Origin of the sequence: Acinetobacter entericus (assembly GCF_026168575.1) — a bacterium.
GTDB classification, from domain to species: domain Bacteria; phylum Pseudomonadota; class Gammaproteobacteria; order Pseudomonadales; family Moraxellaceae; genus Acinetobacter; species Acinetobacter bouvetii.
On record NZ_JAPEQW010000010.1, the window covers coordinates 1 to 20,519 of the forward strand.

Here is a 20,519-nt window from a genome sequence, read left to right on the forward strand (position 1 = left end):
AATCTTCATCACCGCCGATGGATGTGCATTCTACAGTATTTCCTATCCCTTGCAATACCTTTTTCTTAATATTTTCACCGTGTGTCTCTTTTTTAAACATTCTATAGCTATTAAGTATTATTATTGACCCAATCTACCCTAATTACCTTGAAAATTGAGTTTGATTTACTCTTCACCCATACAACCTTATTTTTTAAAATTTAAAATGTTCCCAAGAATTACCCTAAACACACTATGTGTCTGCGTTGCTTTTTTCAGCGCCGCCTCATTTGCAGATCCAGTTTCCACCCCGTACAGCACAACCTTTTCCATTTTAAGCTACGCAAAATGGAATACCACCATGCCTGAAATTTGCGTGGTGGACAATTCTGCGCTTGCGCAGCAATTCCAAAGCCACTCACCCAATCCTTCGAATTTCAAAATTTCCAGCATTTTAAGCAATGCCATTAAAAGCAAAGATTGTGAAGTTTTAATTTTTTCAACATTATCACCCAAAGCCGAACAGCAGCTATTGAATACTGCTGTCAGCTTTCCCACCCTATCAATCAGCACCAATAATGCGGAATGTGAATTGGGTAGCGCATTTTGCATCTATAAACGCAATAGCAGCTACGCATTTAAAGTGAATTTAAACAGCCTCTCTCAAGCCAAAGTTCATATTGATCCACGTGTATTACTTCTTGGAAAAAATATGGAGGGCAATCAATGAAGCAGCTATACACCCCGATTACACTGCATCAGCTGTTTACGCGATCTCAACTGACGATTTTTGTTCTGACTTTCACGATTTGCTCTGCCATTTTTTTAGTGATCTCTACATACACAATGAATGCTTATGCAAAAAGCAGCCTGAATATTTTAACGGAAGCCTTAAATGAGCGAATTCAACCCGCCGTTGTTTTTAATGATCGACTCACGATAAATCAAATTCTAAACGAATATATTCAGCAATACCCTATTCGCGCCATTGAAATCAACACACCCAGCAACAGCCTATTGGCGCACGCGGAGCAAAAAGACTTACAGCAACTTTCAAGCCAGTCATTTCTGGATCATCTGTTCTACAGCCAGCCGATTTATATGAATATCGAGCATAATCAGCAAAATTTCGGCAAACTGATTGTTTACGGCAACTCATCAGAGTTAGTGATTTTTTTCCACAAAATTCTATTGGCGCTCTTAATTGGCTTTATTTTACTGCTGGCAACAGCCTACTGGGCTGTAAATTCGGTCTACCAATACCTCATGCACTCCATACGCATTATTGTAGAATCCGCGCAAATGATCAGCGTAAAGAAGAATTACAATATGCGGGTATCAAGTTCCGACATTCAGGAGCTGCAAGCCTTAAGTACGGCCTTCAATGGCTTGCTCAGCGAAATTGAACAATCAAACCATACACTGCTGTCTGAAAATAATAAGCTGCTGCATCAATCCAAGCATGACCCCTTAACCCTCCTGCCTAACCGCAGCTTCTTTTATCAAGAGTTGTTTAAGCTTTTTGAAGCAGCTGAGCCACAGAATGCAGCCGTTTTACTGCTGGATCTCAATCACTTTAAAAATGTGAATGAAAAATTCGGCCATTTGGCTGGAGATGCCGTTTTGCGCGCATCATCCTATTGCGTCAAGAAAGTTCTGCCAGAGGATGCTTTTTTCTCACGCCTAGGAGGAGATGAGTTCGCCATCATTATCCCAAACATTTGCGTTTCCGCTGATATCACACATCACTGTCAACGCATCCAAGAGTGTTTTGCATCTACATTTATTTTTGAGCAGCAAAATATCTCGCTCAGCATCAGCATCGGCGCTGCTTTTACCCACAAAGCAAAAACACCTGAAGAACTGATTGCGAATGCCGATCATGCGCTGTGCAAAGCTAAACAGCTGAATGAAAAATGGTATATTTACCCCAAACTTGATAATAAATAGGCACACCATGTTTAAAAGAGCAGCTACTGCTTGTTTCATTCTGACATTAAGCGCAATTTTAAGCGCATGCATGAATTTAGGAAATCTAAGCTACAAACAAGCAAAAATGCTAAAAAAATAGGGCTTTACGCTCACCCAGGATGGCTGGACTTTAGCGCTGCCGGAACATCTGCTGTTTAATTTTGACGATTATCAGATTAAAGACCACCAGCAAGAGCGGATCATTACGCTTTCCAATCAATTACAGCAATACAATTTGGTGAAAGTTAAATTTGTCGGCCACACCGATAATATTGGCCAAGCCAGCTATAATTTATTGCTGTCGGAAAAGCGCGCGCAGAGCGTAGCCAATGTATTTTTAACGCACGGGTTTAAAGCAGACAACATTCAGACAATTGGCCGCGGTTCCGATCTTCCTCTAGTCAGCAATGACACTGAAGAGCATCGTGCGCAAAATCGACGAGTAAATGTGACAATTATTCCTTGATCCGCAAGAAAAAAGCCTCCTGAACAGGAGGCTTTTTTTAATCTGGGAATTGCCAAATTTCAGGCATAAAAAAACCGCTTAACGCGGCATCTTTACTTGACCACTTTTAAAAAGTGGTCGGAGCAGTAGGATTCGAACCTACGACCCCCTGGTCCCAAACCAGGTGCACTACCAGGCTGTGCTATGCTCCGAATTGGGGTGAATGATGGGACTCGAACCCACGACAACCGGAATCACAATCCGGGGCTCTACCAACTGAGCTACATCCACCGTTACATCGCTTTCAGATTCTAAATATCAAGCAAGCCAAAAATGGCGCGCCTGACAGGACTCGAACCTGTGACCATCCGCTTAGAAGGCGGATGCTCTATCCAACTGAGCTACAGGCGCATGCTCGATGATATAAAATATCATGCGATTATATTGCCTTGAAGAATTGGTCGGAGCAGTAGGATTCGAACCTACGACCCCCTGGTCCCAAACCAGGTGCACTACCAGGCTGTGCTATGCTCCGATTCATCTCAGCTTTGTATCGAACATCTCGTTCGGTACGGGGTGCATTTTAGGCGCGACGCCCAAGGACGTCAACACCTATATTTAAAAAAAGTTAAAANTTCATCTCAGCTTTGTATCGAACATCTCGTTCGGTACGGGGTGCATTTTAGGCGCGACGCCCAAGGACGTCAACACCTATATTTAAAAAAAGTTAAAAAAACGCTTCAACCGCTTATTTATCAAGCATTTTAAGCATTTTTTAATCAACTTTCAGCGTTTTAAACCCGCGCTGAAGTTCAGCATGCGGTCTAAAGGCAATTTTGCGCGTTCAGCCAGTGCAGGATCAACGAATATTTCCTGATCACCACGCTGCAAAACCTGCAAAATGCCGTCTAATTCATTCATTGCCATCCACGGGCAATGCGCACAAGAACGGCACGTTGCCCCCTCACCGGCTGTTGGCGCCTCAATCAGAATCTTATCCGGCACCGCCTGCTGCATCTTATAAAAAATGCCTCGGTCTGTAGCTACGATTAAACGCTCATGCGGCAAAGCCTGCGCTGCTTTGATCAGCTGAGACGTGCTGCCGACGGCATCTGCTATGTCGACTACTGATTCTGGCGATTCTGGATGCACCAGAACGGCCGCATCTGGATACAGTGCTTTCATATTGGCAATGCCGCGCGCGCGGAATTCTTCATGCACAATACAGGCACCATCCCATAACAGCATATCAGCGCCAGTTTTCTTTTGAATATAGCGTCCCAAATGCTGATCGGGCGCCCAAATAATTTTTTCACCAAGACTATCCAAGTGCTCTACAATTTCAACTGCGCAGCTGGAGGTCACAACCCAATCCGCGCGCGCTTTAACAGCAGCTGATGTATTGGCATACACCACAACGGTATAATCTGGGTGCGTATCGCAAAACTGGGTAAATTCATCCACCGGGCAGCCCAGATCTAATGAACAGGTTGCTTCTAGCGTTGGCATCAGCACTGTTTTTTCTGGCGATAAAATTTTTGAGGTTTCTCCCATAAACTTCACACCAGCAACCACCAATGTTGTCGCAGGATGGTCACGGCCAAAACGCGCCATTTCCAATGAGTCTGAAACGCAGCCGCCAGTCAGCTCAGCCAACTCCTGCACTTCTGGGTCGCAATAATAATGAGCGACAAGGACAGCATTGCGTTTTTTTAATTCAGCTTTGATCAATTCAAATTTTTCAAGCTTGGCTTCTTCCGTCAAAAGATGTTCTTTTGCCTCACCCAAACGGTCTAAATGCGCCTGCACAATGGTTTTTGCTTCATTGGCAATTAAATTGTTCGCATCACTCATAACAAAATCTTCTCTATCCTTAATGCCCAGCCTATTCGATGGACTCTACCCAAGTTACCGGCCTGAAATAACGGTTAAGCTTTTTGACCAGTCATTCAAAAGTATCCGTTATAAAAAAGCCTCGCGATGGAGGCTTTAAAAAAATCTTTAACTGCTTAAGAGCGGTAATCCGCATTGATTTTCACATAATCATAGGAAAGGTCACAGGTATAGACCGTATCTTTCGCCTCGCCCCGCCCTAAATCGACACGGATGGTGATCTCGGATTTCTCCATCTCACGCGCGCCAGCTTCTTCCGTATAATCCGCTGCGGCTCCGCCATCTTTGCAAATTTGCACATCCCCCAGCCACACCTGAATATTTTCTACATTCAGTTCCGGCACACCGGCATAGCCAATGGCCGCTAAAATACGGCCCCAGTTTGGATCTGATGCAAACAGCGCTGTTTTCACCAATGGCGAATGCGCAATGCTGTAGGCCACATCACAGCACTCTTGCGTATTGCCGCCGCCTTCTACAGCGACGGTAATGAATTTAGTCGCGCCTTCCCCATCACGGACAATCAATTGCGCCAGACGTTTCATGACACGCGTCAACACCTCTGCAACCGCTGCATAGCGGGCATCGCCCGTTGAACTGATCTCTATACCGCCCGCCTGGCCTGTTGCTGCAAAAATACAGGAGTCATTGGTTGATGTATCGCCATCAATGGTAATGCGGTTGAAAGAAACATTCACGGCATCTTTAAGCAGCTGCTGCACCAACTCACGGCTGATCGGCGCATCTGTTGCAACGTAGCTCAGCATGGTCGCCATATTCGGGCGGATCATGCCTGCGCCTTTCGAAATGCCTGTAATGGTGTATGTTACACCATCCAGCTGAAACAGTTCAGATGCGCCTTTAGGTGTTGTATCCGTGGTCATAATACCCGCAGCAGCATCGACCCAAGCATTTTCACTCAGTGAATTCAATGCCGGCTGCAAGCCTGAAAGCAAACGATCAATCGGCAATTGTTCGCCAATCACGCCGGTTGAAAACGGTAAAATTTCTGAAGCCTGCACACCGGCCAATTCGGCCAGCTTGGCGCAAGTTGCTTCGGCATTAGCCATGCCGATTTTGCCTGTGCCAGCATTGGCATTACCAGTATTAATCACCAAGTAACGCGGATTGCCTGCTTTCAGATGAGCTTTAGACACATGAACTGGCGCAGCGCAGAATGCATTTTGAGTAAAGACGCCCGCAGCTTGAGTGCCTTCTGAAAATTCAAAAACAACCAGGTCACGTCGGTTCTGATAGCGCACATACGCTTCTGCCGAACCAATTTTTACACCTTTCACCGCATGCATGTGCGGCATAGATACGTCACCAACTGCCATTTTCAAATTTCCAATTCAGTTTTCAGAAAAAATACAGCTTAGAGCAAAATACACAAAAAATCGAGCGCCAGCCTAGTTTAAGGCTATTTTTCTTATGCAATCCTTTTCGATAAAAAACCAGCCGGCTGGCTGGTTTTTTTTAAGCATTCAGAAGATATCAATTACGCGCCAGCTGTCCCGCTTCGTTCAGCAGCGCTTGTTTCGCTCTTTGCTGGCTTGCATCAGACAATGCAGGATTGGATGCAATAATGCGGTCCGCATTTGCTGAATTTGCCGCAGCAATTTTTGCAGTCTGCATCACAATCGGACGGTTTGGATTAGCAAAAGTATATTTGATACCTGTACGCGGGCTAGCAATTGTTACTTGGCCGTCAGCTCCGACTTGAGCTTGAGCAGTTTGCGCGCCTATTGCCTGCTTTACTTTTTCCGGCGTAGAGGTCTGTGTATTCGCAGCTGCAAATACAGGCATTGCAAGCAGAGCAATCATCAACGGTTGTAATACTTTTTTCATTGTCGGTTCCGTTTTCCAATTATCAATCTGAAACTAAATAACACTTAATTCAGCGAACTGCAAATACTATTCACAGGCTGAAAAACTTATGCCACAAAATAAATCAGAGCCTTTCGGCTCTGATTTAGGCAGTCATTCGTTAAATTTTACCATGGCACTGTTTATATTTCAGGCCTGAACCGCAAGGGCATGGCGAGTTGCGGCTTTCCGGCGCTTCAACCAATTGATTGCCCTGTACAGGTGTAAATTGCGCATCGACTTCAGCAGATAAATCGTCAGCCAATAAGCTGTCAAATTCCGCATGCGACAGATTCAGCTGCATAGCATCCGCCTGAGCCTGCTTCTGCGCTTCCATCTCTGCCAGCTCTTCAGCAGTTGGCACATGCACGCGTGACAAATCAGTCACTACGTCCGATTTAATAACTGCAAGCATGTTCACAAACAGATTAAATGCTTCTTTCTTATATTCCTGCTCGGGATTCTTTTGTGCATAGCCGCGCAAATGAATGCCCTGACGCAGGTAATCCATGGCAGCCAAGTGCTCTTTCCAGTGACGGTCCAGTGAGTTCAGCACAAAATACCGTTCCAGCTGCGCAGAAGATTCTGCACCCATTTGCTCACGGCGGCTATGATAGCGTGACAGAACTTCATCCGTAATGCGCGCAACCAAACCTTCTTCGTCTAAGCGGCGGTCATTTTCCAGCCACTCACCGATCGGCAAGTCAATTGCCAAGTCTTCGCGCAAAGCGCTTTCAAGGCCATTAATGTCCCACTGATCATGAATGGATTCAGGCGGCACATAAACTTCAATCACGCCTTTCATCACATCACGGATCATTTCATCAATGTATTCCTGCAATGAGTTTTCAGCCAAAACATCATCACGCTGCGAGTAAATAATCTTACGCTGTTCATTATTCACATCATCGTATTTCAACAAGTTTTTACGGATGTCAAAGTTGCGCGCTTCAACTTTGCGTTGCGCATTTTCAATTGAGCGCGACACCATTTTGTGCTCAATCGCTTCATCTTCTTGCAAGCCCATGGCGCGCATCATGGCAACCACGCGGTCACCGGCGAAAATGCGCATCAAGTCATCTTCAAGCGATAAATAGAAGCGTGAAACACCTGGGTCGCCTTGACGGCCGGCACGGCCGCGAAGCTGGTTATCAATACGGCGTGATTCATGACGCTCAGAACCGATAATATGCAGGCCGCCTGAGTTCAAAACCATTTCATGATTTTGTTCCCACTCAGCTTTCAAGCGCGCTTCATCTTCAGCAGTTGGCGCTTCAATTTTAGCCAGCTTGGCTTTCCAGTTGCCGCCGAGCAGAATATCTGTACCGCGGCCCGCCATATTGGTGGCGATCGTCACAGCGCGCGGTGAACCTGCCTGTGCAATAATATCCGCTTCACGCTCATGCTGCTTCGCGTTCAATACTTCGTGCGCAATGCCTGCTTCTTTTAATTTATCAGACAAAATTTCAGACGCTTCAATAGTTGCCGTACCAATCAGGATTGGCGCAACGCCTTCTTCATGCACACGCTGAATTTCTTGAATAATCGCGTTATATTTACCGTTGCGGTTCAAATAAATTAAATCGTTTTCATCTTTACGGATCATTGGGCGGTGCGTTGGAATCAGCACCACATCCAAACCGTAAATTTCTTTCATTTCGGCAGCTTCAGTATCCGCTGTACCGGTCATGCCTGAAAGCTTTTTGTATAGACGGAAATAGTTCTGGAAAGTTGTGGTGGCCAGCGTTTGGTTTTCCGGCTGAATTTCCAGGCCTTCTTTCGCTTCCACCGCTTGATGCAAGCCTTCTGACCAGCGGCGGCCCGGCATGGTACGCCCAGTGTTTTCATCGACAATAATGACTTCACCATCATGAATGATGTAATGCACATTGCGCTGATATAAATAGTGCGCGCGGATAGCCGCAGACACATGATGCACAAGGTTCAAATTGGCAGATGAATACAGGCTCTCACCTTCCGCCAGCAAGCCCATCTGAATTAAAGCGTCTTCAACGGTTTCATAGCCGATTTCGGTCATTTCAACGGTGCGCTGCTTTTCATCAATCCAGAAATGGCCGCCATCCGGCACTTTCTCTTCTTTTTGCGGATGCAGTGTCGGCGGAATAGAGTTGATTGCGGCATACAGCTGTGAAGAATCTTCACTTTGCCCGGAAATAATCAGCGGCGTGCGCGCTTCATCAATCAGGATCGAATCGACCTCATCGATAATGGCATAAGTCAGGCCGCGCTGTTTTTTCTCTGCCAGCGAGAACACCATGTTGTCACGCAGATAGTCGAAACCGAATTCATTATTGGTCCCGTAGGTAATATCCGCACGGTAAGCCTGCGCTTTTTCAGTCGGATCCTGCATGGAATAAATAATGCCGATGCTTAAACCCAAAAATTCAAACAGCGGGCGGTTCAGTTCAGCATCGCGCTGCGCCAAATAATCGTTCACGGTAATCACGTGTACGCCTTCACCGCTGATGGCATTTAAATAACAAGCCAGCGTACCCATCAGGGTTTTACCTTCACCGGTGCGCATTTCTGCAATTTTACCTTCGTGAAGCGTAATACCGCCAATCAGCTGCACATCATAATGGCGCATTCCCATCACGCGCTTAGCCGCTTCACGGCAGACAGCAAACGCTTCTGGAAGCAATTTATCCAGACTTTCGCCTTTATTATAACGTTGTTTGAATTCTTCAGTTTTTGCAGATAAGTCTGCATCGCTTAGTGCAGATATCGTCGGCTCGAGCGCATTCACTTTGTCTACGATTTTACGCATGCGTTTGAGTTCGCGCTCATTTTTAGTACCGAAGATGCCTCCGATCAGACTTGCCAACATGAATAGACTCTCTAAATCTTGCTTGTCAAATGAATAAGTTTTCTTAGTCGTTATTATGGTGCTAGAAATTTGAAGTACAAGGGCTTTGCGCGAAAAGCCGCTAAAAAAGTCTGATCTTTCATTCTAGCCCGATGGACCTAAGGCAAAGTAATGTAGCAAATTTTGTACAGCCGATACAGTAAATGCCCGATGACTCTCAGGATTTTTTCCACTGAATCGTTATTTTCTATTTTCACTTTACAGATAAAGAAATACATAAACAGTATTTTTCATAGTAAAGAAACTGCGCCATATTAAACAACATCTACATACAACGATGCATTATGAGGCTTGAAAATGAGTTTACGCTTAGGAGACACCGCACCCGATTTCACACAGGAATCCAGCGAAGGCGCCATCCGCTTTTATGACTTCCTCGGAGACAGCTGGGGCATTTTGTTTTCGCATCCCGCCGATTACACGCCTGTCTGCACCACCGAGCTGGGCTATACGGCAAAACTCCAGGATGAATTTGCTAAACGCGGCGTGAAAGCCATTGCGCTTTCTGTGGATGATGTTGAATCTCACAAAGGCTGGATCAATGACATCAATGAAACACAAAATACCACGGTCAATTTCCCGATCATTGCAGATAAAGACCGTAAAGTTTCTACGCTGTATGATTTCATTCATCCGAATGCCAGTGAAACTTTAACTGTCCGCTCTTTGGTGATTATTGATCCGAGTAAGAAAGTCCGCCTGATTATTACCTACCCCGCTTCAACAGGCCGCAACTTTAATGAAATTCTGCGCGTCGTCGATTCCCTGCAGCTGACGGATCATCATAAAGTAGCCACACCAGCCAACTGGCAGCAGGGCGATGATGTGGTGATTGTCCCGTCCTTAAAAGATGAAGAAGAAATCAAACAGCGCTTTCCAAAAGGCTATAAGGCTGTTAAGCCCTATTTGCGCTTAACACCCCAGCCTGAGCAAAATTAAAAGGACTCCTTTTTAATTTTGCACAAGGCAAACGGCATGCGCAGTATAGAAAAGCAAAAAATTACGCTGCCATTAAAATAAGGGAGAACTTTTATAAATACGGCGGCTGAACCGCGCTAAATTCAGGCCGCATGACGAGCCGGTCTTGAGATTCTCCACAGCCTGCCTCCGCGTAGGCTTTTTTTCAGCCTGAAATGTGAATCATTGCAAAGCTTAAACAAATACAATTTGGTGAAAATGCCTCCGTTCAGTTATAAATAACCGGACAACCGAATAAAAATGACATCATGATTTATAATATTCACCATTTGCACTGCGGCACCATGTGCCCTGTTTGCGGTCCGCTTTTCGGGCAAAACCGCTTTACAGCTAAAGTCATTTGCCATTGCCTGCTGCTGGAAACAGATCAAGGCTTAGTTTTGGTGGATACTGGACTGGGCGTTCAGGACTATCTGCATACCAAAACCCGTTTAGGCAGCTTCATCGCCCGTGCAGGGCGCATTGAAAACAATTTAGAACTTTCAGCGGTTGCGCAGATTCAGCGCTTAGGCTTCCAGCCTAAAGATGTGAAGCACATTCTGCTGTCGCATTTAGACTTTGATCATGCAGGCGGCATTTCAGATTTCCCTCAGGCTACCGTACATGTGCTGTCAAGCGAATATAACGCCGCGCGCAATCTGAAATCATTCAAAAGCAAAGCCCGTTATAAGCCGCAGCAGTTCCAGCAGCACCGTTACTGGAACTTTGTTGAACCGCTGCAAGGTGAAAGCTGGCATAACCTGCACCGCGTGCAAGGCTTTCAATTGTTTCATGACGATATCTTGCTGATTCCCTTAGCGGGCCATACCCGCGGGCATTGCGGCATCACAATCCGCAAGCGGGATGGATGGCTGTTTTTCTGCGGTGATGCCTATTACTCTCACTTAGAGTTGGCCGGCGGACATTCCCTGAAAACGCTCAATCAACTGGAACGCTTATTTGCTGTAGACAATCAGCAGCGCATAGCCAATTTAGAAAAAATCAAGCATTTAGCGCAAACTGAGCCGGCTATTGAACTCATCTGCGCACACGATCCTATTGAATTTTCGAGATACTCCGCCCTATGAAACGCCTTGCTTTAACACTCATGCTGAGCGCGAGCCTGACAGGCTGCATGACATCTGCGGTTTGGCCTGATCAGCAGCGCCCTGAAAACTGGGGAACCGCCATTGAAGGCAACGCCAACTTTTATCAAATCAGCCCTTTCATCTACCGCAGTGAACAGCCCCATTCTGACCTGCTGCCTTTGCTCAAAGCGCATAACATTCAAGTGGTGATCAATTTAAGATCACGCAATGCCGATGAAAGCATACTGCCCGCCCAAGACTTTCAATTGGTGCATATCCCCATTCAGACCTGGGCGATTTCCAAAGAAGATTTGCTTCAGGTCATGCGAAGCATTCAGCACGCCCAGCAGAACCATCAGAAAGTTTTAATTCATTGCTATCACGGTTCTGACCGCACTGGCGCCAGCATTGCCATGTACCGGATTATTTACGAACACTGGCCTGTAGAAGATGCACTGAATGAAATGAAACATGGCGGCTATGGCTTTCACCCCATCTGGAGCAATATTGAAAAGTTATTCAGCCCTGAGAATATAAAATGGATCCGCCAGCAGCTGGGGGATCCATCTTGAATATCGTCTATGCGGATGCAGCTTAGCGCTTATCGAGCGGCACCCAATCAATGACCCATGCCGACTTCATGCCCAAACTGGCATCGGAGTTGATTTTCTTGCGTGCAGAATCTGCGGTTTCACGGTCTTTCGATGGGCCCACCATGATGCGGATACCTTTTGAGGTCGGGCTCTTGGTCACTCGATAGCCTTTTGCCCTCAGCTTAGACGCCACTGCATCAGCATTGGCCTCATTGGCTGCCAGCGCCACCTGCACCATCCATTGCTTATCGCCATGTTCCAATAAATCACGGGCTTTTTCCGCTTCAGCTTTTTTCTTGGCGTCTTCTTTCTGCTTTGCTTCGGCTTTCTGCTTTTCTTCTGCCTTCCGCTTAGCTTCTGCCGCTTGTTTTTCAGACGCCTGTTTTTCTGCTGCTTTCTTTTCAGCAGCTAAACGTTCAGCGTTCCGCTTTTCATCCGCCGCATGTTTTTCCGCATCAGCAGCTTTTCTGGCAGCATCCTGCTTGGCTTGATCAGCCTTGAGCTGCGCTGCTTTCTGCTGATCTAACTTTTTTTGAGCCGCCAGTTTATCCTCAGCAAGATGCTTTTGTTTAGCGGCCTGATCCTCTACCAGCTCTGGCGGAATGTTATCTGAACTTTGCTGCGCTGAACGGCGCGCATTCAATTCTGCATATTCTTCGGCGGCTTTGCGGGCAGCATCCGCTTCAGCCTGCTGCTGCATTGCCAAGAATTCTGCAGCGCGCGCTTCCTGCTCAGCCACAGACTTTTCACGGGCATGGCGCTGCGCTTCCAGCAGGCGCTTTTCCGTTTCAACATCTACAGTCAGCTGAGATGCGCTGTTATTGGTATTTTTTTGAGCAGCCTCAACAGCAGTTTCAGACGCCTGAACCTGATTGTGATGAATTTCTTCTTTGCCTTTTAAAAGCAATGCGGTCAGCAAAACACCGCCGCTTAATAAAACAACACCGCCCATCCAGCGCTGTTTGTTATTCATTGACATTCTTCCAAATACTCCCATACCGCTTCTAAGGTATGAAATGAACCACATACCAAAATCAGCTGATTATTCTTCGCTTCATCTACGGCTGATTTAAAAGCTAATTTCACACTGTCAAAGTGCTGCACCTTAAGCCCCTGCAGTGCAGAATCCAATTGTGTGATATCAGCGGCGCGCGGAACGGTTAATGGTGCAATTTTCCACATTAAAACAGTGTCTTTCAACAAATTGGCGACAGAATTTATATCCTTGTCTGACAGCATTGAAAAAATACTGATCACTTCTGTGTACTGTTTATTGTATTCTAAGAATTTCTGCAATTGCTTTAACAAAAAATCAACGCCATGCGGATTATGTCCGGCATCAAAAATGACGGTTTTTTCTGCAATTTTACGCACTTCAAAACGGCCTTGCAGCTTGGCATCGATAATGCCCTGATCCATTGCTGACTGCGATACCGTCAATCCGCTGAGCAGAACCGCCGCGGCCGCGGTAGAGATATTTTCTAAGGCTAAACTGCCGATTGGCAATTTCAAAGTCGTGCCTGCAGATGCAAACAGCCAAGACTGGCCATCTTCTGCAAATTGATAAAAATAATCGCGGTTGACTGCATGCAGCTGAGCTTGGCAAGCATTGGCTTTATTTTGGATGGCGTGCGGCAAGTCCTGCTGACCGCCAAAAACCACGGGGATATTCGGACGGATAATGCCGGCTTTTTCAAAAGCGATTTTTTCAATGGTATCGCCCAGCCAGTCGGTATGGTCTAAACCAATATTGGTAATGACCGCAACATCCGGATCAATGACATTCACCACATCCAGACGGCCGCCTAAACCGACTTCCAGCACCCAAACATCGCACTGCTGCGCTTTAAAAATGACAAAAGCCGCTAAGGTCGTGGCTTCAAAAAAAGATAATGATAAATCACAGTCACGGCGCGCCTGATCGACAGCTACAAAAGCCTCTATCAGCATTTGATCGCTGACTTCCATTCCCTGCAGCTTTACCCGTTCATTAAAGCGGTAAATATGCGGGGACTGGTACAGCCCCACTTTATAGCCTTGCGCATTTAGAATGGCAGCCAACGCGGTGGTGGTAGACCCCTTGCCATTGGTTCCGGCTACGGTAAATACTTTGGCCTCCGGACGTGTAACCCCCAGTGCTTCTGCCACGGGAATCACGCGCTCTAAGCCTAAATCAATACCCGTAACATGAACATGGCTCCAATAATCGAGCCATGTGTTTAAAGAATCGGTTGCAAGAGGCGCTGTGTTCAAGTCAAGTTCATCAATTTACTGATAATGCGGTATACAGTATCACGTAATGCGTGACGGTGAACAATTTGATCGATTACGCCATGATCAAGCAGGTATTCTGCGCGCTGGAACGGTTCTTCCAGTTTTTCACGCACAGTCTGTTCAATCACGCGCTTGCCGGCAAAGCCGATCATGGCTTTAGGTTCAGCAATATGCACATCGCCCAGCATAGCTAAAGATGCTGTGACGCCGCCATATACAGGATGGGTCAGCACCACAACATAGGGTAAGCCTGCTTCTTTCATGCGCTGAATCGCGGCTGAAGTGCGCGCCATTTGCATCAGGGACAGCATGCCTTCCTGCATGCGCGCGCCGCCCGATGCAGCGAAACAGATTAACGGCTGTTTCTGTTCAATGGCGCGTTCCGCCGCCTGTACAAAACGGTCGCCAACCACTGAACCCATTGAGCCGCCCATGAAATCAAATTCAAAAGCGCAAGCAATTAAAGGAATGCCTTTTAGCACGCCTTGCATGACCACCAATGCTTCAGTTTCGCCGGTTTTCTTTTGCGCTTCAGTCATACGCTCTGGGTATGGCTTGCTGTCAACAAATTTCAGTGGATCTTTGGCTTTAAATTCCTGACCCAATTCATTTTGCACTTGGTCAAAGAACCAATTTAAGCGGTCACGCGCTTTCATGCGCAGATGTTCATCGCATTGCGGGCAAACATAAGCATTGAACGACATTGCTGTACGGGTCACTAAAGCATGGCACTCAGGGCATTCAATAGTCGGCTCTGTAAAAGTGGCTTTAAGCGCCTGCTGTTCATCGGGCATATGGATGCCTGGCACAGTGCGGTCCGTCCACGGTGTAGACGGGTTTAGAATTTTCCCTGATTTCACGTCTTGACTCATACTAACTCATCGAGCGCGGCTCGAAGCTCCTTAACTTTATTCACCGTTGCTGTAACGGCTTGTTCTGGGGCTAGGTTTGCAAACTGTTTAACAAAGGCGCTGCCGACAATCACGGCATCTGCAGCCACACCCATGGCTTTAGCAGATGCAGCGTCGCTGATACCAAAACCAACACCAACTGGAACATTGGTATACGATTTGATTTTCTGAATGCGGCTGGCAGCTTCTGCCACATCTAAAGTCGCAGCGCCTGTCACCCCTTTCAGGGAAACATAGTAAATAAAGCCGCTGGCCTGCTTCACCACATGCTGAATGCGTTCATCTGTAGACGTTGGCGCCAGCAGGAAGATCTGATCCATGCCGTATTTCTGCAGCACTGCATCTAAATCTTTTGCTTCTTCCGGCGGCAAATCCACTAAAAGAACGCCATCTACACCGCAGTCATTGGCATAAGCCACAAACTTTTCGTAACCAATCACTTCAACAGGGTTTAAGTAGCCCATTAAAACCACAGGTGTTTCTGTGTCTTTTTGACGGAACTCTTTCACCATATCCAAAGCATCAAGGGTATTCGTGCCGCCTGCCAACGCGCGTTCAGCAGCCAGCGCAATCACTGGGCCGTCTGCCATTGGATCAGAAAACGGCAAGCCTATTTCAATCACATCCACGCCCGCTTCAACCATGCCGTGTAGCAATGGAACAGTTACTTGCGGATGCGGGTCACCAGCCATGACATAAGAAACCAGCGCTTTACGCTGCTGAGATTTAAGTGTTTCAAAACGTGCGGCTAAACGTGACATAGGGCTATACTTTCCTTGAATGGTTCAAAACGAGTTGGCTTTGTAAAAATACAAGACACTGCATTGTAACGCTATTTTTCACTCAATGAACAGGGTGCGAGCGTTTCTGCCGGCATTTGTACAGTCTGCAAAACTTCCAGAACAATCCGAAAGCAACATTTACGGATATTTCAGCTTTTTGCACAATGATCAAAGATGCCTAATTTCACTCAATTACAAAACGTTAAGTATTTGGATATTCTTAATTTTATAGATGAAAAACTGATATAAATAACAGGTTTAGCATTTACATTTACCGTTTTTGGAAATTGCAAAACCTGCTTTATACTATGCGCACTGTTTTACTTTTTATCTTCTATGACCTTCAACACCCAAGCAAAAGCGCAGGCAAACGCCTATGCGCTGCTGCCGCTTATTGTATTTTTAGCCATTTTTTTAGGCAGCGGTATTTACCATTCCATCATTGGCACCGAGTTTGCCTTTTATCAAGTCAAAGCCCCGATTGCCGCCCTGCCTGCCGTTATTTTAGCGGTGCTGATGTATAAAGGCCCGCTCAACAGCGGCATTGATACCTTCCTGAAAGGCGCAAGCCACCCGAATCTGATTTTAATGTTCATGGTCTTCATGCTGGCTGGGGCATTTGCCAGCGTCAGCAGCGCGATTGGCAGTGTCGATGCCACGGTGCAGCTGGGCCTGTCCATTATTCCGCCTGCCTATGTGCTGCCGATGCTGTTTGTGATTTCTGCTTTTATCGCTACAGCGATGGGCACGTCTATGGGAACCATCGCCGCCTGCGCCCCAATTGCCTTCGGCTTTACCCAAGCCACCGATATTGAAGCGGTTTACGCCATTGGCGCAGTGGTTGGCGGCGCCATGTTTGGCGACAATCTTTCGATGATTTCCGATACCACCATTGCCGCCACCAGCAGCTTGAAAGTGCAGCTGCGTGATAAATTCCGTGTGAATGTGTGGATTGCTGTTCCGGCATCAATCGTCAGCCTGCTGATCTACATACTGATCAGCCATGACTCCCAAGCCATCGAATACAAGGCATATAATGCCTGGCTGATTTTGCCCTACCTTGCGGTTTTCATTTTGGCATTCAGCCGCCTCCATGTTCTGGCGGTATTAAGCATTGGCATTATACTTTCAGGATTGATCGGCTTAAGCGCTCAGCAGGAATTCAGCCTGCTGCAATTGAACAATGCCATATATGACGGCTTTGTCAGCATGTTTGAAGTCGCGCTGCTGTCAATGCTGCTTGGCGGCCTCTCTGCCATTATGCAGCGCGAGGGCGGCCTGCAGTGGCTGATTCAGCGCATTTACCGCTTAACCAGCCTGTTTAAAGCCAGCGCGCAGCGCGCCGGCGAGATTGGCATCAGCTGCCTGGTGATTTTCTCTAATTTATTTGTCGCCAATAATACCGTGGCCATTATTTTATCCGGGGATATGGCGCGTGAAGTGGCAAAAGAATACGGTGTCGATCCGAAACGCGCAGCTGCGCTGATGGATATTTTTTCCTGCGTCATTCAGGGCTTGATTCCCTATAGCGCGCAATTGCTGCTGGCCTGCTCCATTGCTAAAATTTCGCCGGTTGAACTGCTTGGCAGCATCTATTACTGCTGGGTGCTGGCCATCTGCGCCATTTTGTCAATTCTCTTGCGCTATCCCCGCTTAAGCGCAGCAAAACTCTAGCGCTAAAAGACAGGCTCCTGCCATTCATCCCGCCAGCAGAATGCAGCTGGCTCAATTAGGGCTGCGGTTTCAGCCGCTTCTTGCGCTGCATTAATGTTTGCCTTGTTGAGGCTTTATACGCCCTGGCCAAGGCCGACTGATCTGAATACCCCAGCTGCAGCGCAATTTGAGCTATAGGCGTGTTTTGCTGCAGCAGCTGCTCACAGCGCTTCATCCGTTCTGCATCCAGCACCTGCTTAAACGAAGTGTTCTGCCCATTCAGCTGACGCTGCATCGTGCGGACGGATAGATGCAGTTCTTCTGCAATGCTTTCAATTTTTGGCGCTTGCGCATTCAGGCGCAGGTATTCCGCCACATGCACATGGATCTGCGGCACGATATTTTCAAAATGCGGCTTGGATGCAATTGCCTCTTCCGCCTGCTTCAGCAGCAGCTGCTTCAGTGAAGGATCTGCCAATTCAGATTTTAAATCCAAGCTGTCCGAACTGATGACAAAGGAATACTTTGCATGCCCAAACTCAACGCTGCAGCCAAAAAACTTTTCATAATGGTATCGGGCCATTTGCGGCGCATGGGCAAACTGAATCTTGAGCAATTGCAGAGATGCCGGAAAAATCTGCTTGGCTAACCGCGCCATACAGGCCGTCGTCAGCTCATTTACCAGCGCATATCGGTCATCATGCAGCGGCCAATATAAATAGATTTCCTTGCCTTGGGACTGCAGCTGCATTGGGATAACTGCGGCGCCATCAATGACTAAACGGCTGAAACGCATAATATGCTGCAGCGCCTCCGCTACACTGTCGCTGCGGCTGGCCATATAACCCAGCACCCCAAAATGTTCCGCGCGGATGAACTTCGCCATTTCAAAAATCAGCTGCGGGCAGTCTAGATGCTGCCGGGTCAGCTCCATCACCGCAGAAAAAAAAGAATGCGGCGATTGCGAATCAATCGGCAAAGACAGGACATGGTTCAGCTGCTGCTGATACGGCGCTAGAAAATCCAGATGCGCATCATCCATCTTCAATTCCGCCATATGCATGCGCCAAAGCTGAAAATAACCATTGGGAATCTGAAGCTCTTGCATCACGCACCTCTTTTCCATCATTTTGCCGTAGATAATTTGACATTTATCATTTTCACCTTGGCGTTAAATGTATAAAAATTGGCAATAACTGTCAAAACATTTGCTTCAATCTTAGACATACTGCAAACATCACCGGCAATTGAAGTAAAAATAAAATGAATGCCCATGTTCAATACCCCCAGATCAATCCAGTCGTACGCACCCAGCTGAATTTTAAGCTGGATGAAGTGCCGCGCTTCTGGTTTGGCGGCGACCCGTTCATTACCCGCATGTTTGACGCGCTGAGCCTGACCTTCCCAGATGGTGAGCGTTATTTTATTGAATGCGTGCGTTTATTCCGCGACCAAATTACCAATGCGGATTTACAGCAGCGCGTGGCTGATTTTATTCGTCAAGAAGCCCAGCACGGCATCGCCCATGACAAAATGAATCAGGTGATGAAAGCGCAAGGCATGCCTGTCGATGCGTTTATTCGGCGTTTAAATAAAATCTTTAAATTTGAGCTGAAGCACCGCTCTGCCCAATACAATATTGCTATGACTGCAGCCGCTGAACACTTAACAGCACTGATGGCAGAAACCTTCTTTAGCCAAAAAAACACCTTGCAGGATGCCCACCCCTATGCGCGCGCATTATTTGCCTGGCATGCCATAGAAGAAATGGAGCACCGTGATGTGGCTTTTGATGTCATGAAGCAAGTGGGCAACGTGCCTGAATTGACCCGTAAATTTGCCTTAGCGTTTACCACGTTTATGATGTTTAGCTTCACCCTTTACCGCACCAATATTATGCTGAAACATGATGGCTTTAATTTGCGTGAACGCCTGCAAATGAACCTGAAAGGCTTGCCTTGGTTCTTTGGTAAAAAAGGAATTTTGTCACGTATGCGTGGACAATACTGGGATTGGTTTCATCCAAATTTCCACCCCAATCAACACCCTATTATTGCGCAATACGATGTTTGGGTGAAAACCCTTGCAGCCACAGGTGACCCGATTCAGGCGGGTGAAGCCTTTTGGCAAGCCGCCAAGTAGGCTATTTCATTTAAGATGCATCACTCGTTTCAAAAAGCCGTATTGCAGATTGCGATACGGCTTTTTTATTCACTACCATTTGGCGTAGTGCTGTTCTAATAATCCATATTCATTCAAGAGCACAATTTCTTTATTGTCTTGCTCAATTGTTCCGCTGACCTTGGCCTGCCACTGGCTGAACTGACTGCCCACCAAGCGTAAGTTTAAATTTTCATAACGGCGCCAGCCGGTCGATATCATTAAATTCAACTTATTGTCCAGTGAACGAATGATCCATTGATTGTCATCTTGCTGCTGAAATAGAACGTCTGCAACTGGATACAATACCCCATTGACCCATAAGCAATTTTCATTGCCAAAGCTTTCATTCACACCGGATGCCAAGTTCAAACCAATTCGATTATTTTCAGTGTCCCAAAAATTGCAAGACAGCCAAAACCAAGCGGTTTCAGGGCGCAAAAAGCCGCAAGTGTCATCTAAGGATGCAAAAGTCCGCTCATTAAATTGAATGATATTGCCGCGCTTATTTTTAAAGAAACCCTCACAGCCCAAAGTGGTGAGCTTCTGGGTATAGGTCCAGCCATTAATGCCCGTTGGGCTGCACAGGCTGAGCGGATCTGTGCCGGCGCAGAAAATACGCGCGCTGAGCTGCAGCTCGCCATGCTTGCTGACCTGAATATAGCGCACGCCATTGGCATGCTGAATATCCAGCTGCATGCCTGACTTGCTGAAATGGCTTTGATTGTATAAGGGCTGTTCATCCAGCACGGTATTGGCTGCGAGCAAATTAATTGCATTCCATTCTATGACTTCATTTTTTAGGTGGTCATAGACATACACAAAACCATGTCCTGCCCATGCGATGTCTGCAATTGCCAAACCAATGGTGTAATGCTCATGCTGAATACAGCAAAATTTAAATTTTTTATATTTTAATCGCTTACGCCAACCCGTTAGGACTTTCCCATAAGGGTTTTTATAAATATATTGATTCAAATCAATATGCTGAGGCAAAGCGCTGAACCGGCCATAATTGGGCTGGCCATTGGGCTGTATTAAATCCATTTATTCTTATCCG

At 46.7% G+C, this 20,519-nt stretch carries 17 protein-coding genes, 4 tRNA genes and 1 pseudogene; 8 read left to right on the top strand and 14 right to left on the bottom strand.

Going from position 1 to position 20,519, the window contains the following annotated elements:
• Positions 1–205: 205 nt before the first annotated feature.
• The 3 genes and pseudogenes from yfiR (at position 206) to yfiB (ending at position 2,416) form a co-directional block, all read left to right on the top strand.
• Positions 206–709, top strand: coding sequence for a regulatory sequestration protein YfiR (gene yfiR / locus OKC24_RS09315; protein ID WP_130146369.1), 504 nt, complete (start codon positions 206–208; stop codon positions 707–709).
• Positions 706–1,929: a diguanylate cyclase DgcN/YfiN gene (dgcN, locus tag OKC24_RS09320; RefSeq protein ID WP_130146367.1), complete on the top strand. Its 1,224-nt coding sequence runs from the start codon at positions 706–708 to the stop codon at positions 1,927–1,929. Before yfiR ends, dgcN begins: the two co-directional genes overlap by 4 nt.
• Positions 1,930–1,936: 7 nt before the next feature.
• Positions 1,937–2,416 (top strand): annotated as a pseudogene (yfiB, locus tag OKC24_RS09325) (outer membrane lipoprotein YfiB).
• A 114-nt stretch (positions 2,417–2,530) separates the two neighbouring features.
• Here the strand turns inward: yfiB and OKC24_RS09330 are convergent.
• The 8 genes from OKC24_RS09330 to secA form a co-directional block, all read right to left on the bottom strand.
• Positions 2,531–2,607: transfer RNA gene (locus OKC24_RS09330), tRNA-Pro, on the bottom strand.
• 3 nt (positions 2,608–2,610) lie between these two features.
• A tRNA-His gene (locus OKC24_RS09335) sits at positions 2,611–2,686 on the bottom strand.
• Positions 2,687–2,729: 43 nt separating this feature from the next.
• A tRNA-Arg gene (locus OKC24_RS09340) sits at positions 2,730–2,806 on the bottom strand.
• A 47-nt stretch (positions 2,807–2,853) separates the two neighbouring features.
• Positions 2,854–2,930: transfer RNA gene (locus OKC24_RS09345), tRNA-Pro, on the bottom strand.
• A gap of 251 nt (positions 2,931–3,181) precedes the next feature.
• Entirely contained in the window at positions 3,182–4,249 is a 1,068-nt protein-coding gene (nadA, locus tag OKC24_RS09350) for a quinolinate synthase NadA (protein ID WP_130146364.1), read from the bottom strand.
• 155 nt (positions 4,250–4,404) lie between these two features.
• Complete coding sequence (argJ, locus tag OKC24_RS09355; protein WP_131276708.1) at positions 4,405–5,625, bottom strand: bifunctional glutamate N-acetyltransferase/amino-acid acetyltransferase ArgJ; 1,221 nt, start codon at positions 5,623–5,625, stop codon at positions 4,405–4,407.
• Between the two features lie 157 nt (positions 5,626–5,782).
• Complete coding sequence (locus OKC24_RS09360; RefSeq protein ID WP_130146360.1) at positions 5,783–6,136, bottom strand: hypothetical protein; 354 nt, start codon at positions 6,134–6,136, stop codon at positions 5,783–5,785.
• 139 nt (positions 6,137–6,275) lie between these two features.
• Positions 6,276–9,002, bottom strand: a complete 2,727-nt coding sequence (gene secA / locus OKC24_RS09365) for a preprotein translocase subunit SecA (protein ID WP_130146358.1) — start codon at positions 9,000–9,002, stop codon at positions 6,276–6,278.
• Between the two features lie 336 nt (positions 9,003–9,338).
• Here secA and OKC24_RS09370 point away from each other — a divergent pair, with 336 nt between their 5' ends.
• From OKC24_RS09370 to OKC24_RS09380, 3 genes are all read left to right on the top strand, one after another.
• Positions 9,339–9,980: a peroxiredoxin gene (locus OKC24_RS09370; RefSeq protein WP_131276711.1), complete on the top strand. Its 642-nt coding sequence runs from the start codon at positions 9,339–9,341 to the stop codon at positions 9,978–9,980.
• Positions 9,981–10,267: 287 nt separating this feature from the next.
• Positions 10,268–11,086, top strand: a complete 819-nt coding sequence (locus OKC24_RS09375) for an MBL fold metallo-hydrolase (protein ID WP_131276713.1) — start codon at positions 10,268–10,270, stop codon at positions 11,084–11,086.
• On the top strand, positions 11,083–11,658 hold the full coding sequence (locus OKC24_RS09380) for a dual specificity protein phosphatase family protein (RefSeq protein WP_130146352.1): 576 nt from the start codon (positions 11,083–11,085) through the stop codon (positions 11,656–11,658). The genes OKC24_RS09375 and OKC24_RS09380 overlap by 4 nt, the downstream gene beginning before the upstream one ends.
• A gap of 22 nt (positions 11,659–11,680) precedes the next feature.
• Here OKC24_RS09380 and OKC24_RS09385 read toward each other — a convergent pair whose 3' ends face one another.
• Genes OKC24_RS09385 through trpA form a run of 4 tightly spaced genes read right to left on the bottom strand, consistent with a single transcriptional unit; the run spans position 11,681 to position 15,625 of the window.
• A complete protein-coding gene (locus OKC24_RS09385; protein ID WP_130146350.1) occupies positions 11,681–12,652 on the bottom strand; it encodes an SPOR domain-containing protein in 972 nt (323 codons plus the stop codon).
• Positions 12,649–13,932, bottom strand: coding sequence for a bifunctional tetrahydrofolate synthase/dihydrofolate synthase (gene folC, locus OKC24_RS09390; protein WP_131276718.1), 1,284 nt, complete (start codon positions 13,930–13,932; stop codon positions 12,649–12,651). The genes OKC24_RS09385 and folC overlap by 4 nt, the downstream gene beginning before the upstream one ends.
• A complete protein-coding gene (gene accD / locus OKC24_RS09395) occupies positions 13,929–14,825 on the bottom strand; it encodes an acetyl-CoA carboxylase, carboxyltransferase subunit beta (protein WP_130146346.1) in 897 nt (298 codons plus the stop codon). Before accD ends, folC begins: the two co-directional genes overlap by 4 nt.
• On the bottom strand, positions 14,822–15,625 hold the full coding sequence (gene trpA / locus OKC24_RS09400; protein ID WP_131276722.1) for a tryptophan synthase subunit alpha: 804 nt from the start codon (positions 15,623–15,625) through the stop codon (positions 14,822–14,824). The genes accD and trpA overlap by 4 nt, the downstream gene beginning before the upstream one ends.
• A gap of 357 nt (positions 15,626–15,982) precedes the next feature.
• On the opposite strand from trpA, the gene OKC24_RS09405 reads away from it, so the two are divergent.
• Complete coding sequence (locus tag OKC24_RS09405; protein WP_131276727.1) at positions 15,983–17,320, top strand: Na+/H+ antiporter NhaC family protein; 1,338 nt, start codon at positions 15,983–15,985, stop codon at positions 17,318–17,320.
• Positions 17,321–17,375: 55 nt separating this feature from the next.
• Here the strand turns inward: OKC24_RS09405 and OKC24_RS09410 are convergent, their stop codons facing one another.
• Positions 17,376–18,407, bottom strand: a complete 1,032-nt coding sequence (locus OKC24_RS09410) for an AraC family transcriptional regulator (protein ID WP_131276732.1) — start codon at positions 18,405–18,407, stop codon at positions 17,376–17,378.
• A gap of 155 nt (positions 18,408–18,562) precedes the next feature.
• Here OKC24_RS09410 and OKC24_RS09415 point away from each other — a divergent pair, with 155 nt between their 5' ends.
• A complete protein-coding gene (locus OKC24_RS09415; protein WP_131276735.1) occupies positions 18,563–19,441 on the top strand; it encodes a metal-dependent hydrolase in 879 nt (292 codons plus the stop codon).
• Between the two features lie 72 nt (positions 19,442–19,513).
• On the opposite strand, the gene OKC24_RS09420 is transcribed toward OKC24_RS09415, so the two are convergent.
• Positions 19,514–20,506 (bottom strand): DUF2804 domain-containing protein, encoded by a 993-nt coding sequence (locus OKC24_RS09420; protein ID WP_131276738.1) that lies wholly within the window; start codon positions 20,504–20,506, stop codon positions 19,514–19,516.
• Between the last annotated feature and the right edge of the window lie 13 nt (positions 20,507–20,519).

Bases quoted from the DNA above. Each gene is read 5' to 3' on its own strand.
- yfiR (WP_130146369.1), top strand. From the start codon at position 206: ATGTTCCCAAGAATTACCCTAAACACACTATGTGTCTGCGTTGCTTTT.
- dgcN (WP_130146367.1), top strand. From the start codon at position 706: ATGAAGCAGCTATACACCCCGATTACACTGCATCAGCTGTTTACGCGA.
- nadA (WP_130146364.1), bottom strand. From the start codon at position 4,249: ATGAGTGATGCGAACAATTTAATTGCCAATGAAGCAAAAACCATTGTG.
- argJ (WP_131276708.1), bottom strand. From the start codon at position 5,625: ATGGCAGTTGGTGACGTATCTATGCCGCACATGCATGCGGTGAAAGGT.
- OKC24_RS09360 (WP_130146360.1), bottom strand. From the start codon at position 6,136: ATGAAAAAAGTATTACAACCGTTGATGATTGCTCTGCTTGCAATGCCT.
- secA (WP_130146358.1), bottom strand. From the start codon at position 9,002: ATGTTGGCAAGTCTGATCGGAGGCATCTTCGGTACTAAAAATGAGCGC.
- OKC24_RS09370 (WP_131276711.1), top strand. From the start codon at position 9,339: ATGAGTTTACGCTTAGGAGACACCGCACCCGATTTCACACAGGAATCC.
- OKC24_RS09375 (WP_131276713.1), top strand. From the start codon at position 10,268: ATGATTTATAATATTCACCATTTGCACTGCGGCACCATGTGCCCTGTT.
- OKC24_RS09380 (WP_130146352.1), top strand. From the start codon at position 11,083: ATGAAACGCCTTGCTTTAACACTCATGCTGAGCGCGAGCCTGACAGGC.
- OKC24_RS09385 (WP_130146350.1), bottom strand. From the start codon at position 12,652: ATGAATAACAAACAGCGCTGGATGGGCGGTGTTGTTTTATTAAGCGGC.
- accD (WP_130146346.1), bottom strand. From the start codon at position 14,825: ATGAGTCAAGACGTGAAATCAGGGAAAATTCTAAACCCGTCTACACCG.
- trpA (WP_131276722.1), bottom strand. From the start codon at position 15,625: ATGTCACGTTTAGCCGCACGTTTTGAAACACTTAAATCTCAGCAGCGT.
- OKC24_RS09405 (WP_131276727.1), top strand. From the start codon at position 15,983: ATGACCTTCAACACCCAAGCAAAAGCGCAGGCAAACGCCTATGCGCTG.
- OKC24_RS09410 (WP_131276732.1), bottom strand. From the start codon at position 18,407: ATGCAAGAGCTTCAGATTCCCAATGGTTATTTTCAGCTTTGGCGCATG.
- OKC24_RS09415 (WP_131276735.1), top strand. From the start codon at position 18,563: ATGAATGCCCATGTTCAATACCCCCAGATCAATCCAGTCGTACGCACC.
- OKC24_RS09420 (WP_131276738.1), bottom strand. From the start codon at position 20,506: ATGGATTTAATACAGCCCAATGGCCAGCCCAATTATGGCCGGTTCAGC.